Raw genomic sequence first — 14,061 nt, 5'->3', positions numbered from 1 at the left:
ATGCGGGCATGAGGGGGCGTGGCGCGCGGATGGTGTGCCAGCGCGTTTTGCGTGTGTCGGAACCGAGCGACGGCGAGGTCCAGGCATGAGCAACGAGTACGGGTTTGCTTCGGTGCATCGGGTAGGCGATCCAGTACTGGATGGCGACGCTGGATCGTTACTCGCGTGTCCGGTGACCACCGGGCTCGACCGGGACCGGATGGTAGTGGCCAGTCGACGATTCGCCACGCTGGTCGCGGCGATCGGCACGGGGGATCGCGCCGCGTTCACCGAGTTCTACCGGCTGACCAGCCCGCGTGTGTTCGGGCTCGCCGCGCGAATTCTGCGCGGCCACGTCGCCGCGGCGGAAGTCACCAAGGAGGTGTACCTAGAGGTGTGGTCGACGGCCGATCGATACGACGCGGCGCTGTCCAGTCCGGTCGGCTGGATCACGACGATCGCGCATCGCCACGCGATCGATCGGGTGCGTGCGGAAGCCTCGTGCACCGTCCGGGAAGCGGCCTACGCATACGAGGTCCGCGAGCACGATGTCGTCGCCGAAGCGGTGACGCGACAGTGGGCGGAACAGTCGGGCTGCTTGGATGCACTCCCCGCTACCCAGCGGGAAGCGATCACCCTCGCCTACTACACCGGGCGGACCTACCGTGAAGTCGCCGGCCAGCTCTCGGTCCCGTTGTCCACCATCAAGATTCGCCTCCGTGATGGTCTGAGGAGACTCGAGAAATGTTTGCCCCTCGGCGGCACCGGTGGCTGAGACCTTCCCGCGGTCCGACGCGGAACTGCTCGACCTCGCGTACCCGTGCGCATTGGACGCCGTCGCCGATATCGAACGCCGGCATATCGAGCAACGGCTCGCGGCCGCCGATCCAGCTGTGCGGCAAGCATTCTCGGACACGATGTGGCGGCTGCGCGAGGTGATGGCACGGATCGCCACGCTCGACGCGCAGCCACCGCCACCGGAACTGGAAGCACGCATTCTGGCGGCACTGCCCGACGATCGGGACGACCGGTCCAGGTCGACACGCTGGACCCGGTGGGCGGTCCCGGTGGCCGCGACGGCGTGCCTGGTGATCGGCGGCAGCATCGTCGCCGACCGGATCAGTGGCCCGCCACCCGATGTGCCGGGCGCGGAGCAAGTGCATCGGCAGCCCGACAGGCGCACACTGACCGCGTCTGTCACCGGCGGCGGTACCGTCGTGGTGGAGGTCTCGCCGCAGCAGCGTCTCGCGGTCGTCGCCTTCGACGGTGTGTCCGAGCCCCCGCCGGGCCAGGTGTATCAGGTGTGGCTGGTCGAGTCCGGCGCGCCGCCGCGCTCAGTGGGTCTGCTCACCGAATCGCCCTCGGCAGCAAGGCCATTCGTAATGGGCTTCGATCCGGGTACAACGCTGGCCGTCAGTGTCGAGCCAACCAGTGGCGCCGCGGCGCCGACGACTACACCGATCGTCCGGGTGTTCCTGCCCTGACGTCAGGGGCTTGGCGTGAGTTACCGGAGCCGATGTATGCCCAGAACGCCAGCGACTCAACGTGCTGCACCCGTGACGATTTGTCCTGGCAACAGCGGTGCTGCCGGTGCCGCAACAACGCCGCGCGATATGCGGCAGTCGGACGTTTGGCTGCAAGCTCGTCGATGACAACGATTCTCCGGGTGTAACCGCGTGCGGTCTGTGCTTGCGCCGCAGCGGATCCGCGCGACACGGCGTCCGAGAGGTCCCGGGTTCGCCGGCGCGCGGCCGTCCGGAAAGGCGTCGGCGGCAACGCCATCGTGCGTACCTCGTCCGGCGCCGCGGACGTAATGGCATAGAGGTTGTGCGTCAACTCGCGTTGGACTCCGGTATGCCGCTCAGCCCGGCGGGACTCGTTGCGGTGGACCCTCAGATCTCCACTGTTTGATCGGCGACCACGCGACCGCCGAGGCGCACCCAGCCGTCGGAGTCCCAGGCGGTGAACAGTTGTGATCCCTTGCCCTGAGTGATGACCAATCCCTTGCGCAGCAGTGCCGTGATGGCGACGGCGGCGGCACCGGTCGCCTCGTCTTCGGCGATGCCGAAGTTGGGCGCGAACATGCGGGAGCGCAGCGAGCCGCGGTTCTGGTCGATCCATGCCCAGAAGTAGTGCGGTCCGCCGGTGAAGTCGTCGGGGCGCAGATCGGCCAGTTCGTCGAGGTCTTCGAGTTGGTGAAAAGTGAAGTCCGGTGCCCATTCCGCGCGTGCCGTGATCCAGGTGAGGCCGTCGGTCAGCTCCACCGCGACCGGTCCAGCGGGGACGTCCAGCTGCCGGATCGGCTTGCCCTGCGCGGCGAACCACCACGCGGTGCCTACCGACGGATGTCCGGCGAACGGCAGCTCGACGGTGGGGGTGTAGATCCGCACTCGGGCGACCCCGTCGACCGGGTCCTCGACCACCACGGTCTCGCTGTAGCCCGCCTTGGCGGCGAGTGCCTGGCGGTCGGCTTCGGGCACGTCCGCGGCCCGCGCGATCCCCAGTTCGTTGCCGAACCGTCCGGCGGCGTCGGTGAACACCCGCACCACATCAACCTGTGTGCCCATGGTTGCCGAGCCTACTAGCCGCCACCGACACCGAGCTGTCGCGTGGCCCACACCCTGCGTTCATCGAGACGTCGTCGCTGGTCAGCGGGTACGCAAAAAAGGCCGCCGCCGTCCAGTGGGAACGGCGGCGGCCTCTTGCCGAACGGATCAGACCGAGGCGGCGGCAAGCGTTTCGGTCGACTGCACTGCCTGTCCGACTCCGGCGACGATCGCGGCCGCGCGCAGCGACTCGAAGATCACCTCACGGGACACGCCCGCCTCACGCAGCGTGTGCTCGTGTGCCTCGAGGCAGTGCTGGCAACCGTTGATCGAGGAGACCGCGAACGACCACAGCTCGAAATCCGCCTTGTCGACCCCGGGGGCGCCGATGATCTGCATGCGCAGACCGGCCCGCAGGTCGTCGTAGCGGCCGCCGAGAAACGCCTTGCCTCGGTAGAACACATTGTTCATGCCCATGATCGAGGCGGCGCCGAGCGCGGCGTTGTAGGCCTGCTCGGACAGCACGTCCGCGGCTTCCTCGGCGATCTCGCGCAGCGTGGTCGCCGACCGTGTCGCGGCCGCCGACGCCAGCAAAGTGCCCCACAGCTGCTGTTCGTTCAGCACGGTGGTGCGCGCGAGCGATGACAAGTTGAGCTTGAGGTCCTTGGCGTACTCGGGGAGGGAGTTCTTCAGGTTCTCAATGCTCATATGTACCGGTCCTGTTCTCGTTCAAAGGTTTTCGTACTTCGGGAGGGGATCAGACGCTCGCGGCGAGCAACTCGCCCGCGTTGATGGTCGGATCGCCCTTCTTCCAGTTGCAGGCGCACAGCTCGTCGGACTGCAGCGCGTCGAGCACCCGCAGCACCTCGTCGACATTGCGGCCGACCGAACCCGCGGTGACCGAGACGAACTGGATCTCGTTGTTCGGGTCGACGATGAAGGTGGCCCGGTCGGCGACACCGTCGGCGTTGAGAACGCCGGTGGCGGCGGCCAATTCGCGCTTGAGGTCGGAAAGGATCGGGAAGGGAAGGGTCTTCAGGTCCTCGTGCTGGGCACGCCACTGGAAGTGGACGAACTCGTTGTCGACCGAGGCGCCGAGCACCTGCGCATCGCGGTCCTCGAATTCCTCGTTGAGCTTGCCGAACGCGGCGATCTCCGTCGGGCACACGAAGGTGAAGTCCTTCGGCCAGAAGAAGACGATCCGCCACTTGCCCGCGTGATCGTCGCTGGTGATCTGGGTGAAGTAGTCGTCAGGCTGCTGAGCGTCGACCTTGGACAGATCACCACCGATGACAGCGGTGAGGTTGTATGCCGGGAATTGGTCGCCGATGGTCAGCAAGGCCATGCCTAATCTCCTCGTCCTGTGATGGGTTTGCTAGCACTGTGCAGAAAAGCAGAAAAGCTCACTTGCGATCTTGCCGAAGGGCCGCTGAAAGGTAAAGGTGATCAGTCGCACTACACTGATAGCCGTGACCGATCAGACTTATCAGCCGACCCTGTCACAGCTGCGTGCGTTCGTGGCGGTCGCGGAATACCGCCATTTCGGCACGGCCGCAGCGCGGCTCAGTGTGAGCCAGCCCACGCTATCGCAGGCGCTAGCGGCGCTGGAACACGGGTTGGGGCTACAGCTGATCGAGCGGAGTACGCGACGGGTCCTCGTCACCGCCGCCGGGATGCGATTGCTGCCCAAGGCGATGGCGACACTCGAGGCGGCGGATCGTTTCGTGGCGTCGGCGACCGGAGACGGTCTCGGTGGCACGTTGCGCATGGGCATCATTCCGACGGTTGCTCCGTATGTGCTGCCGGGTCTTCTTCCGGAGTTGCACAAGAAGTTACCCGCGCTCCACCCCCAGGTGATCGAGGATCAGACCGCTCGCCTGCTGGACGGGTTACGCACCGGCGTGCTCGATGTCGCAGTGCTCGCGTTGCCGACCGATATCCCCGGGCTGGTCGAGATCCCGCTGTACACCGAGGAGTTCGTGTTGGTGACGCCGCGTGGGCACGAGCTGGCCGGGCGCACCGACCTCGCACCGTCCGTACTGGACGCGCTGCCGCTGCTGCTCCTCGACGAGGGGCACTGCCTGCGTGACCAAACTCTGGACCTGTGCCGCTCGGCCGAGATCCATCCCGCCGCCGTCGGCGATACTCGGGCGGCGTCCTTGGCGACCGTAGTGCAGTGTGTCGCAGGCGGTCTCGGTGTCACCCTCATCCCGGAGATGGCCGTTGCGTCCGAAACCGCCCGCGGCACGCTCGACATCGCCCACTTCGCCGCCCCCGCGCCGGGACGCACCATCGGCCTCGCATACCGCACGTCCACCGCTCGCGCCGAAGACTACGAATACCTCGCCGCGATCATCCGCACCCAGCGCCCACTCTAAACAAAAGACCCTCGGCCCCAGTCCAATCCGGCGTCGACACGAACATCCGTACGGGACATCACTGCGCCGAACATCGAGTGGGTGCACCGTCACGTCCCGCTCGGCTACCACCAGAGGAGACGACGTGGAGTTGTCGGGGAGGGGGGTCAGGTTGGGGCGGCTCGTCACCTCAGGTCGCCCGTTGTTCGCCTATGGGACGCTGCAATTTCCGGCGATACTCGAGGTCCTGCTCGGCCGCGTCCCGGAGCTCGTTCCGACTGTCGTGCCGGGCTGGCGGGTGGCTGCTTTACCCGGCAGGGTGTACCCGGGCCTTGTTCCCGCGGCGACGAGTCAGGCGCGCGGTGTCCTGCTCAGCGGACTTACTGCGGGGGAGTGGGAGATCCTCGACGCCTACGAGGACGATGAGTACGACCTACGTGCGATTCCCCTTCCTTCCCCAGGCAAATCGGCCTGGTCCTACGTATGGACTTCCACTCCCGCACAAGAGGATTGGCACCCGGACAGCTTCGTCACTGCCCATCTCTCGCACTTCGTCACACGCTGCGCCGAATGGCGGCGCGGGTTCTAGAGGTGCGGGCCGATCATCAGGACCGTGATCACCGATATCGCTTTGCCATCGCGTTCGGTGTCCGGGCCGTACATCCAGTAGATGCGCCACGCGCCCGGCGTGTGGTTCTCCACGTACGAGTCCCAGATCTTTTCCTTTTCCACTCCGGGAAAGTTCTGGTAGCGATGGGAGTTCAGGCCGGGATACAGCGGATCCGTTTGCAGCAGTCCCAGTGCCTTGCTTACCTTTCTGAGTTTTGTTGCGGTGTCGGGCCTTTCGGCCAATGTTTGCAGCGCGGCGGCCGCGGCGCGGGCGAATCGCAGTTCGTACGCCACCGCGTCAGGCCTTGTCCTCGGGGTCTGCGGCGAACTGCGTGAAGTCGCCGAGGTCGACCGTGGCACCGGACTCGGCCTCTTCGACGCCCCGCCGGATCTGCTCGGCCAAGTGCGGGTTTTCCCACACCATCATTTCGCGTTCCGGAATCGAGACCACCGGCACCAAAACCACCACCCCGTCGCTGTCGATGCGTACCTGATATCGGCGGCCTGGGCGTGCGCCCGCGCGCCCCAATGCGACGCGTCCGCGGGAATCGGCCTCGCTTTCTCCCACGATCTCGAAGCGGCTCAGATCCAAACCAGACAGTGTCATCGCAACTACCTCCGTGCCCATCATGTCACGAGGGGATCAAGTGGGCAATACCCACCCGGTACGCGCCGCTCTCGATTGGCGTTTTGAGACGACCGGTCGTATATTTGCGGCATGGCGCGACCGCGACGGAGTGGGGACACTCGGCAGCTTCTGGTGGAGGAGGGGGCTGCTGGGTTTTTGGCCAGTGGCTATCACGGGACCGGGATCAAGCAGGTCTTGGACAAGGTGGGGGTGCCGAAGGGGTCGTTCTATAACTACTTCGACAGCAAAGAGAGTTTCGGGCAGGCGGTGATCGAGCACCATTCGGCTTGTGTGCAGCGGAATTTGAGTGTGGCGTTCGCTGCGGCGCCGGATCCGGTGAGTGGGCTGCGGGCGTTCTTCGGGCGACTCATGGATGAGTTCGTCGAGGCGGATTTCACGGGCGGATGCCTGATCGCGAACCTCGGTGGCGAGCTGGAAGGCAGTGAGCTGCTTCGGGAATCGTTGTCGAGTGCGTGGCGGGCGTGGCGGGATCGGGTCGCCGACCAACTGCGGGATGCGCAGCGGCAGGGGATGATTCGCGACGATATCGACGCGACCGACTTGGCCGACCTGCTGCTCGAATCGTGGGAAGGGGCGGTGATCCGGATGAAGATCGACCGGACACTGGAACCACTTCACAAGTGCTTGAACCGTCTGCTGGACGACTACTTCCGGCCCTGACCTAGGGCTTTCCCATCGGGTCGTTTTGCATACCCATTCCAAGACGACCGGTCGTATCAATATAGAGAGAAGGACGACATGACGAAGACGGTCATCGTGACCGGATCCTCCAGCGGGATCGGGCGCGATATCGCCCGCGCCTTCGTGGCGCGCGGAGACAACGTGGTGCTCAACGGGCGTGACGCGGACAAGCTCGCCGACGTGGCGGCGGAGCTCGGCGCACCGGAACGGATCGCCACCTTCGCGGGGGATATCGGTTCTCCCACAACGGGTTCCGAGCTCGTGCGAGCCGCCGTCGAGCGGTTCGGCGGCGTGCATGTCCTGGTGAACAACGCGGGCATCTTCGGTGCCAAGCCATTTGTCGACGTCACCGAGGAAGACCTCGACAGCTACCTCGACGGCAACTTGAAGGGCACCTACTTCACCACGCAGGCGGTGGTGCGGCAGCTTCGGCGGCAGGCGTCCGGCGGCAGCATCGTGAACATCGGCACGGTGCTCGTCAACCACGCGCTCGCCGGGTTGCCCGCGTCGGCGGCGCTGGTCAGCAAAGGTGGCGTGCACGCGCTGACCGTCAGCCTCGCCGCGGAACTGGCAGCGGACGGCATCAGGGTGAATGCTGTTGCCCCCGGCATCATCCGCACCCCGCTGTTCGGGGACGGCGACGAAACCGCTTCCGGCCGACTGGCTTTGCTGAATCGGATCGGTGAGGTGTCCGAAACCACCGCCGCGGTGCTGTATCTCGCGGATGCGGAGTTCACCACCGGTCACATCTTGCCCGTCGACGGCGGGTTCATCGCCGGAAGGGCAGCCTGATGCCGTACGTCAACATCAAGATCACCAACGAAGGCGTCACGCGGGAAGAGAAGGCGCAGTTGATCAAAGGCGTCACCGACCTACTCCAGGACGTCCTCGGCAAGGATCCGGCGAGCACCTACGTGGTCATCGATGAGGTCGACCTCGTCGACTGGGGAGTCGGGGGCCTGAACGTCGAGGAGTACCGCAGCCGGCTCTGACCTACGCCGAACGCACAGGCTCCCAAGGGATTTCCTTGGGAGCCGGTGCGTTCGAAGTTGAGCTACACGCGCAGGGCGTGTGGTTCGATCGCGCCGCGGATCAATGCTCGGGCGTCGATGGTTTCCGGGCGGTAGGGCAGGGTGGTCAGGCGGTCGGTCATGGCTTGTACCGGGTCGGTGATTTGTTCGTTGAGTCCGAACAGGAATGTCCATTCGTGTTCGTCGCTGCCGTATTGCACGACGGTGGCGAACTGGTCGTGGAAGCGGTTCCAGGACCGTTTGAGTGTTTCGTTGCGCCACATGGTGGCGCATCCGGCTTGGGCGCTGAGTACGCCGCCGGGGGCGAGTAGTTCGCGACATCGCGAGAGGAACTCTGTTTCGTAGAGCCGGTTGTGTTGTGCGTCTTCGACTCTTTCGTCGGGCAGGTCGATGACGATGACGTCGTAGCGGGTGCCGGTCTGGGCGGCGTTGGCCAGGAAGTCCCAGCCGTCGGCGTAGTGCACCGTGATCGGGCCTTGGGCCTTGACGGCGGCGGCCAGGTCGTCGCTGGTGTAGCCGTAGGGCAGGTGCTCGGCGCACAACTCGACTTCGCGTTGGTCGATGTCGACGTGGTCGACCTGTGTCGCGCCCGCGGCGACCGACATCTGGCTGGCCACACCTTCCCCGGAGCCGATGATGAGGACCTTGTCCAGTTTCTGGGCCAGGGCGAAGGCGGGGACCATCATCGCTTCGTGGTAGGTCAGTTGGGAGAATTCGGTGGATTGGCGGTCGTTGTCGGAGAACAGGCTGATGCCTTGGTCGGTGCGGGCGATGACCATGTGCTGGAACGGGGTGTGGGTGTCGACGATGACCTCGTGCAGGTCCCAGATGCGGGTCAAACCCTCGCCGACGGGTTCCTCGATGCGTTGGGAGCCGTGTCCGCGTCGGATGACTTGCATGCGAACGTCGTTGGGGGCGAGTTTGTCTCGTAGGAGTTCGACGGCTTTCGACGCGCCGGCGCCGATGCTGCCGCAGGTGAAGACGTCGACGAAGATGTCGCCGGACTCCGGATAGGTGTGAATCGAGGCGTGGGACTCCGACAACAGCGCGAGGACAGTCACCCCCTGCGGATCGAACTTTTTGTGAACGACATCGCAGATGGTGACGCCCGCGGCGATCAAAGACTCACGCAACGCCGATTCGAGTCGTTCGAGATCGTCGCAGAGCGCCGCGTCGACACCACCGAACTCGGCCAGCACGTGCCAGCCGGTGAAATCCGCCGTCATGGGCAAACTCACTCTCGCTCAGCGCCCGAGACATGAACGGTCAAGGGCGGAAAACCATTGAAGGACACCGACGAATAGCTCGCGGTATAGGCGCCGGTGTCGAGGATCTGAATGCGATCACCGGCTCGCAACGTGGTCGGTAGGAAGACTCGCGTGCGTTGATACAGTACATCGTCTCCGTCGCAGGTCGGACCGGCCACCACCGCCTCATCGACGGGGTCACCATCCCGGTCTGTGACGAACCGATAGGCGATGTACTCGTTCTCGGTCTCGGCCATTCCGTTGTAGCGGCCGATGTCGAGATACACCCAGCGCCGGCCGTCCGGCGCGATGCGCACGCCGACTACCTCGGCGTGGATGATGCCCGCGGAACCGACCAGCGCGCGGCCGGGTTCGACCACCACCCCGGCGGTTTCGGGCAGGAATTCGGCCGCGGCGGCCGTGATGACCGCCGCGATCTCGTCGATGGCGGGTGCGGGATCGGCGTACGCGATCGGCAGGCCGCCACCGATATTCACCGACTGGACGTGAATCTCCTTGTCGGCCAATGCTTCCACGATGCGACCGGCCTGCTCGACGCCGATCCGCCACGCGTCCGGATCGAGTTGCTGCGACCCGACGTGGAAATACGGCCCCGCGACGATCAGCCCGAGATCGCGGGCTCGGACCAGCAGCCGGAACGCCTCACCGGGCGTGCAGCCGAACTTGGTGCCGAACGGGGTGCGCGACTCGGGAGCCGAAGCGAGGAAACGGCATTCGACCTCTGAGCCCGGCGCATGCTCCACGATGCGCAGCAGATCGTCCTCGGTGTCGAAGGCGAAGCGGCGCACCCCGAGGGCGTAGGCGCGGGCGATGTCGGCGGCCTTCTTGATCGGATTGCCGTAGCAGAGGGTGTCCGGTTCGACACCGAGCTCGAGGCACAGCTCGATCTCGCCGATGCTGGCGACATCGAACTCGGCGCCTTCCTCGTCGAGCGCGCGGATGATCTCCGGCACCGGACTTGCCTTGACCGCGAAGCGAATCCTTGCCGCGGGCATGGCGGCATGGAGTGCGTGGAAGTTCTCACGCACTCGCTCGGGATAGATGACAAGAAACGGTGATTCGGGCATAGTTGATCTTTCGCTTGGCAGCAGCGGAGAGAGTATCAGCGGCCCCTACCCAGAACCGAATCCGTCAAACCTCACGTTCGCGGCACCGCCGTTCGGCACCCGCATCAGGGCGCGAAGTGGTCGGTGACCTGTATGGATTCTGTAGAGATTCGAGGGAGGGGAGCCTGGTGCGGGTCAGCCTGCGGACACGGTGATCTCGTCGAAGACGACCTCGCCCGCGGCGTCGGACTCGGCCAAGTCCACCACGCCGACGATCGACCAGCCATGGTCGCCCGCCGGGTCGTCGAGGACCTGACGCACCTGCCAGAAACCGGGTCTTCGTTCGATCTGGAACAGTTGCGGTCCGCGCGCGTTCTGGCCGATGCCGATGCTCTCGTACTCGGCGAAGTAGGGCGCCAGTTCGGTCTCCCAGTCCGGCCCGGTGCCCAGGTCGGCCAGTGCGTCCCAGCGGTGCAGCGCGGCCAGCTCGACCCGGCGGAACATGGCGTTGCGAACCATCACGCGGAACGCGCGCTCGTTGGCGGAAATGGGGCGCACTGTCTCGGCGCCGAACGCGAGCTGGTCGGCGTCGATCTCCGCGCCGGGGTTGGTGAGCTGTTCCCATTCGTCGAGCAGGCTCGAATCGACCTGCCGGACCAGCTCGCCGAGCCATTCGGTGATGTCGTCGAGTTCCTCGGTGCGCGCGGAATCGGGCACGGTGCGGCGCAGCGCGCGGTAGGCGTCGGCGAGGTAGCGCAGCACAACGCCCTCGGACCTGGCCAGTTCGTAGAACGAGATCAGCTCGGCGAAGGTCATCGACCGGTCGATCATGTCGCGAACCACCGACTTCGGCGACGGCGCGAACTCCGACACCCACGGGTGCCCGGCGCGGTAGGTCTCGAAGGCGGGCTCGATCAGCTCGGCGAGCGGTTTGGGCCAGGTGACCTCTTCGAGCAGTTCCATCCGCTCGTCGTACTCGATGCCGTCGGCCTTCATCTCATTGATCGCCACGCCGCGCGCCTTGTGCTGCTGAGCCATCAGCAGCTGGCGCGGATCCTCGAGGGTCGATTCGATGAGGGACACCACATCGAGGGTATAGCTGGGCGCGTCTTTGTCTAGTAGCTCGAAGGCGGCGAGCGCGAACGGTGACAGCGGCTGATCCAGGGCGAAGTCGCGTTGCAGGTCGACGGTGAGGCGGGCGCGGCGGCCCTGCGCGTCGGGTTCGTCGAGCTGTTGGACCACTCCGGCATCGCGCAGCGCCCGGTAGAGACGGATGGCGCGCAGGATGTGTTTGCGCTGGGCAGGGCGCGGCTCGTGGTTGTCTTCCAGGAGGTGCCGCATGGCGTCGAAGCAGTTGCCGGGGCGGGCAATCACGTTGAGCAGCATGGAGTTCGTCACGTTGAAGCGGGAGACCATCGGCTCCGGCTGGGCGGCGACGAGGCGGTCGAACGTTTCCTCGCTCCACGAGACGAAACCCTCGGGTGGCTTGCGGCGCACCACCTTTCGCTGCTTTTTCGGGTCGTCGCCCGCCTTGGCGAGCAGGCGGGTGTTCTCCACCTCGTGCTCGGGGGCTTGGACGACGACGGTACCCATGGTGTCGTAGCCCGCGCGGCCGGCGCGGCCCGAGATCTGATGGAACTCACGGGCTTTCAGCCTGCGGGTGCGCACGCCGTCGTACTTGGTCAGGCCGGTGAGCAGCACGGTGCGGATGGGCACGTTGATGCCGACGCCGAGGGTGTCGGTGCCGCAGACCACCTTCAGCAGTCCCTCCTGGGCGAGGCGTTCGACCAGACGGCGGTACTTCGGCAGCATGCCCGCGTGGTGCACGCCGATGCCGTGGCGGATCAGGCGGGACAGCGTTTTACCGAAACCGGAGGCGAAACGGAACTCACCCAACGCCGCGGCGATCGCGTCCTTTTCGGCGCGGGTGGCGAAATTCACACTGGTCAGCGCCTGCGCGCGTTCGAGGGCGGCGGCTTGGGTGAAGTGCACGACATACACCGGGGCCTGGTGGGTGGTGACGAGTTCTTCCAGGGTTTCGGTGATGGGGGTGCGCGCGTACGAGAAGGTCAGCGGCACCGGGCGTTCGGTGCCCGCGACCACCGCCGTCGAGCGACCGGTGCGGCGCTCCATGTCCTTGGCGAAGAAGTCGACCTCGCCGAGGGTGGCGGACATGAGCAGGAACTGGGCGCGGGGGAGTTCGAGCAGCGGAACCTGCCAGGCCCAGCCGCGGTCGGGGTCGGCGTAGAAGTGGAATTCATCCATCACGACCTGGCCGACGTCGGCGGCCGAGCCCTCGCGCAGGGCCAGGTTCGCCAGGATCTCCGCGGTAGCGCAGATGATCGGTGCGTCCGCGTTGACGGCGGCGTCGCCGGTGACCATGCCGACGCGCTCGGCGCCGAACACCTCGCACAGAGCGAAGAACTTCTCGCTGACCAGTGCCTTGATCGGGGCGGTGTAGTAGGTGCGTTTGCCCTGGGCGAGCGCGATGAGGTGGGCGCCGACCGCGACCAGGGACTTACCGGAACCCGTTGGGGTCGCCAGGATGACGTTGGATCCCGACGCCAATTCCAGCAGCGCCTCGTCCTGTGCCGGATACAGCGGGGTGCCCTGCTCGGCCGCCCACGCCCCGAAGGACTCGTACAGCGCGTCGGCGTCGGTTCCCGGTATCTCCAGCAGTTCGGTCAGATCCACTCCGAACACCCTACGGGCTGGGATCCGGGCGGTGGCTACCGCTGTTCGCCGTTGTCGGGTTCGCCCTCACCCTCGTAGCCGCCCTGCTCGGCGAGGAACCGTTCGAACTCGGCACCGAGCTCGTCGCCGCTGGGTAGTTCACCGTCGCCGACGAGCAAACTCGACTGGCGTTCCTGGGCGCTGACGAAGCTGTCGTACTGGCGTTCCAGCGCGTGCACGACGGTTTCCACCTCGGAGTTGCCGGCGATGTGCTCGTTGACCTGTTCGCGGACCCGGGCCGCGGCCTCACCGAGCGCGGCGAGCGGAATCTCCAAGCCCGCGTTGTCGGCGACGTTCTCCAGCAGGGTCTGCGCGGCTTCCGGATAGGCGGTTTGCGCCAGGTAGTGCGGCACGTGCACGGAGAAGCCCACCGACTCGTGACCGTGTTGCGCCATCCGGTACTCCAACAGCGAGGAGGCGCTGCCAGGTACCTGCAACTCGCCAGGCCAGCGCTGATGCTCGGGAATGAGTTCACGATCGGAGGAATGCGCGGTCACCCCGAGCGGGCGGGTGTGCGGGATCGCCATCGGGATCGCGCTGAGGCCGATGCTGCGCCGCACGCCGAGCTGTTCGGCGAGCAGCCGCACCGCGGTGGTGAACTTCTCCCAGCGCAGGTCCGGTTCGATGCCCGCGAGCAGCAGGAACGGGGTGCCCGCGGTGTCGCGCAGCGCGTAGAGGTTGAGTTCCGGCTCCGCGTATTCGGAGAAGTGATCGGTCTTGAACGTCATGAGCGGGCGGCGCGAACGGTAGTCCAGCAGCTCGTCGACATCGAACGAGGCGACCAGTTCGCTTTCCAGGCTCTCGCGCAGGTGCGTCGTGGCCAGCCGCACCGCATGCCCAGCATCGGTGAAACCTTCCAGTCCGTGCACCAGAACCGGACCCGAGCCGTCGTCGGACGACAGCTGCGGAGCGGGGAACTCCAGTTCGTACATTCGCGACTCGTGGTCCATCGCGTACTCCTTCCTGCGCGGTTCCTCCGGCACGGGTGATGCTCTGTCATCGACACCGAAGTCGTTCGAGACGAGCAGCGTCCGAGACGGGGACCATGTCCATTGTCCCCCATGCCGGTGACCGCCACCGCGCACGGCCGGACACCGACCCATACGACGAGGCAACAGCGCCGGAGCCCTGCGCATTCCCGGCTCGGCGGCGTGGCATCGCG

At 66.0% G+C, this 14,061-nt stretch carries 16 protein-coding genes; 7 read left to right on the top strand and 9 right to left on the bottom strand.

Features of this window, described 5'->3' with window-relative positions:
* Positions 1-85 precede the first annotated feature (85 nt).
* Both KV110_RS28820 and KV110_RS28815 read left to right on the top strand, forming a co-directional pair.
* Positions 86-754: a sigma-70 family RNA polymerase sigma factor gene (locus KV110_RS28820; RefSeq protein ID WP_218470363.1), complete on the top strand. Its 669-nt coding sequence runs from the start codon at positions 86-88 to the stop codon at positions 752-754.
* Entirely contained in the window at positions 747-1,463 is a 717-nt protein-coding gene (locus KV110_RS28815) for an anti-sigma factor (protein WP_218470362.1), read from the top strand. Before KV110_RS28820 ends, KV110_RS28815 begins: the two co-directional genes overlap by 8 nt.
* A gap of 408 nt (positions 1,464-1,871) precedes the next feature.
* Here the strand turns inward: KV110_RS28815 and KV110_RS28810 are convergent, their stop codons facing one another.
* The 3 genes from KV110_RS28810 to KV110_RS28800 form a co-directional block, all read right to left on the bottom strand.
* Complete coding sequence (locus KV110_RS28810; RefSeq protein WP_218470361.1) at positions 1,872-2,546, bottom strand: PhzF family phenazine biosynthesis protein; 675 nt, start codon at positions 2,544-2,546, stop codon at positions 1,872-1,874.
* A 147-nt stretch (positions 2,547-2,693) separates the two neighbouring features.
* A complete protein-coding gene (ahpD, locus tag KV110_RS28805; RefSeq protein ID WP_218470360.1) occupies positions 2,694-3,233 on the bottom strand; it encodes an alkylhydroperoxidase, AhpD family in 540 nt (179 codons plus the stop codon).
* Positions 3,234-3,282: 49 nt separating this feature from the next.
* Positions 3,283-3,870 (bottom strand): peroxiredoxin, encoded by a 588-nt coding sequence (locus KV110_RS28800; protein ID WP_218470359.1) that lies wholly within the window; start codon positions 3,868-3,870, stop codon positions 3,283-3,285.
* A gap of 124 nt (positions 3,871-3,994) precedes the next feature.
* Between KV110_RS28800 and KV110_RS28795 the strand changes: the two genes are divergently transcribed.
* Together KV110_RS28795 and KV110_RS28790 are read left to right on the top strand one after the other, a co-directional pair.
* Positions 3,995-4,903: a hydrogen peroxide-inducible genes activator gene (locus KV110_RS28795; protein WP_218470358.1), complete on the top strand. Its 909-nt coding sequence runs from the start codon at positions 3,995-3,997 to the stop codon at positions 4,901-4,903.
* A 124-nt stretch (positions 4,904-5,027) separates the two neighbouring features.
* Positions 5,028-5,471 carry a gamma-glutamylcyclotransferase family protein gene (locus tag KV110_RS28790; protein ID WP_218470357.1) on the top strand — a complete coding sequence of 148 codons (444 nt, stop codon included), beginning with the start codon at positions 5,028-5,030 and terminating at the stop codon, positions 5,469-5,471.
* Here the strand turns inward: KV110_RS28790 and KV110_RS28785 are convergent.
* The gene (locus KV110_RS28785; protein ID WP_218470356.1) at positions 5,468-5,785 is read right to left on the bottom strand and encodes a hypothetical protein; all 318 of its coding nucleotides are present in this window, start codon (positions 5,783-5,785) and stop codon (positions 5,468-5,470) included. The genes KV110_RS28790 and KV110_RS28785 overlap by 4 nt on opposite strands.
* A 4-nt stretch (positions 5,786-5,789) precedes the next feature.
* Positions 5,790-6,098, bottom strand: coding sequence for a hypothetical protein (locus tag KV110_RS28780; protein ID WP_218470355.1), 309 nt, complete (start codon positions 6,096-6,098; stop codon positions 5,790-5,792).
* 111 nt (positions 6,099-6,209) lie between these two features.
* Between KV110_RS28780 and KV110_RS28775 the strand changes: the two genes are divergently transcribed.
* The 3 genes from KV110_RS28775 (at position 6,210) to KV110_RS28765 (ending at position 7,813) form a co-directional block, all read left to right on the top strand.
* Positions 6,210-6,800, top strand: coding sequence for a TetR family transcriptional regulator C-terminal domain-containing protein (locus KV110_RS28775; protein ID WP_218470354.1), 591 nt, complete (start codon positions 6,210-6,212; stop codon positions 6,798-6,800).
* A 78-nt stretch (positions 6,801-6,878) separates the two neighbouring features.
* Positions 6,879-7,613 carry an SDR family NAD(P)-dependent oxidoreductase gene (locus KV110_RS28770; protein ID WP_218470353.1) on the top strand — a complete coding sequence of 245 codons (735 nt, stop codon included), beginning with the start codon at positions 6,879-6,881 and terminating at the stop codon, positions 7,611-7,613.
* The gene (locus KV110_RS28765; protein WP_218470352.1) at positions 7,613-7,813 is read left to right on the top strand and encodes a tautomerase family protein; all 201 of its coding nucleotides are present in this window, start codon (positions 7,613-7,615) and stop codon (positions 7,811-7,813) included. The genes KV110_RS28770 and KV110_RS28765 overlap by 1 nt, the downstream gene beginning before the upstream one ends.
* Before the next feature lie 62 nt (positions 7,814-7,875).
* Here the strand turns inward: KV110_RS28765 and speD are convergent, their stop codons facing one another.
* From speD to KV110_RS28745, 4 genes are all read right to left on the bottom strand, one after another.
* Complete coding sequence (speD, locus tag KV110_RS28760) at positions 7,876-9,078, bottom strand: adenosylmethionine decarboxylase (protein WP_218470351.1); 1,203 nt, start codon at positions 9,076-9,078, stop codon at positions 7,876-7,878.
* A gap of 8 nt (positions 9,079-9,086) precedes the next feature.
* Positions 9,087-10,187: a type III PLP-dependent enzyme gene (locus KV110_RS28755; RefSeq protein WP_218470350.1), complete on the bottom strand. Its 1,101-nt coding sequence runs from the start codon at positions 10,185-10,187 to the stop codon at positions 9,087-9,089.
* A gap of 174 nt (positions 10,188-10,361) precedes the next feature.
* Complete coding sequence (locus KV110_RS28750) at positions 10,362-12,860, bottom strand: DEAD/DEAH box helicase (RefSeq protein ID WP_218470349.1); 2,499 nt, start codon at positions 12,858-12,860, stop codon at positions 10,362-10,364.
* A 35-nt stretch (positions 12,861-12,895) separates the two neighbouring features.
* Positions 12,896-13,849, bottom strand: coding sequence for a proteasome assembly chaperone family protein (locus KV110_RS28745; RefSeq protein ID WP_218470348.1), 954 nt, complete (start codon positions 13,847-13,849; stop codon positions 12,896-12,898).
* Between the last annotated feature and the right edge of the window lie 212 nt (positions 13,850-14,061).

Origin of the sequence: Nocardia iowensis (assembly GCF_019222765.1) — a bacterium.
In the GTDB taxonomy this organism is placed as follows: domain Bacteria; phylum Actinomycetota; class Actinomycetes; order Mycobacteriales; family Mycobacteriaceae; genus Nocardia; species Nocardia iowensis.
Note: the sequence above shows the minus strand (reverse complement) of the source record. Positions and strands in the feature narration are given on the sequence as shown.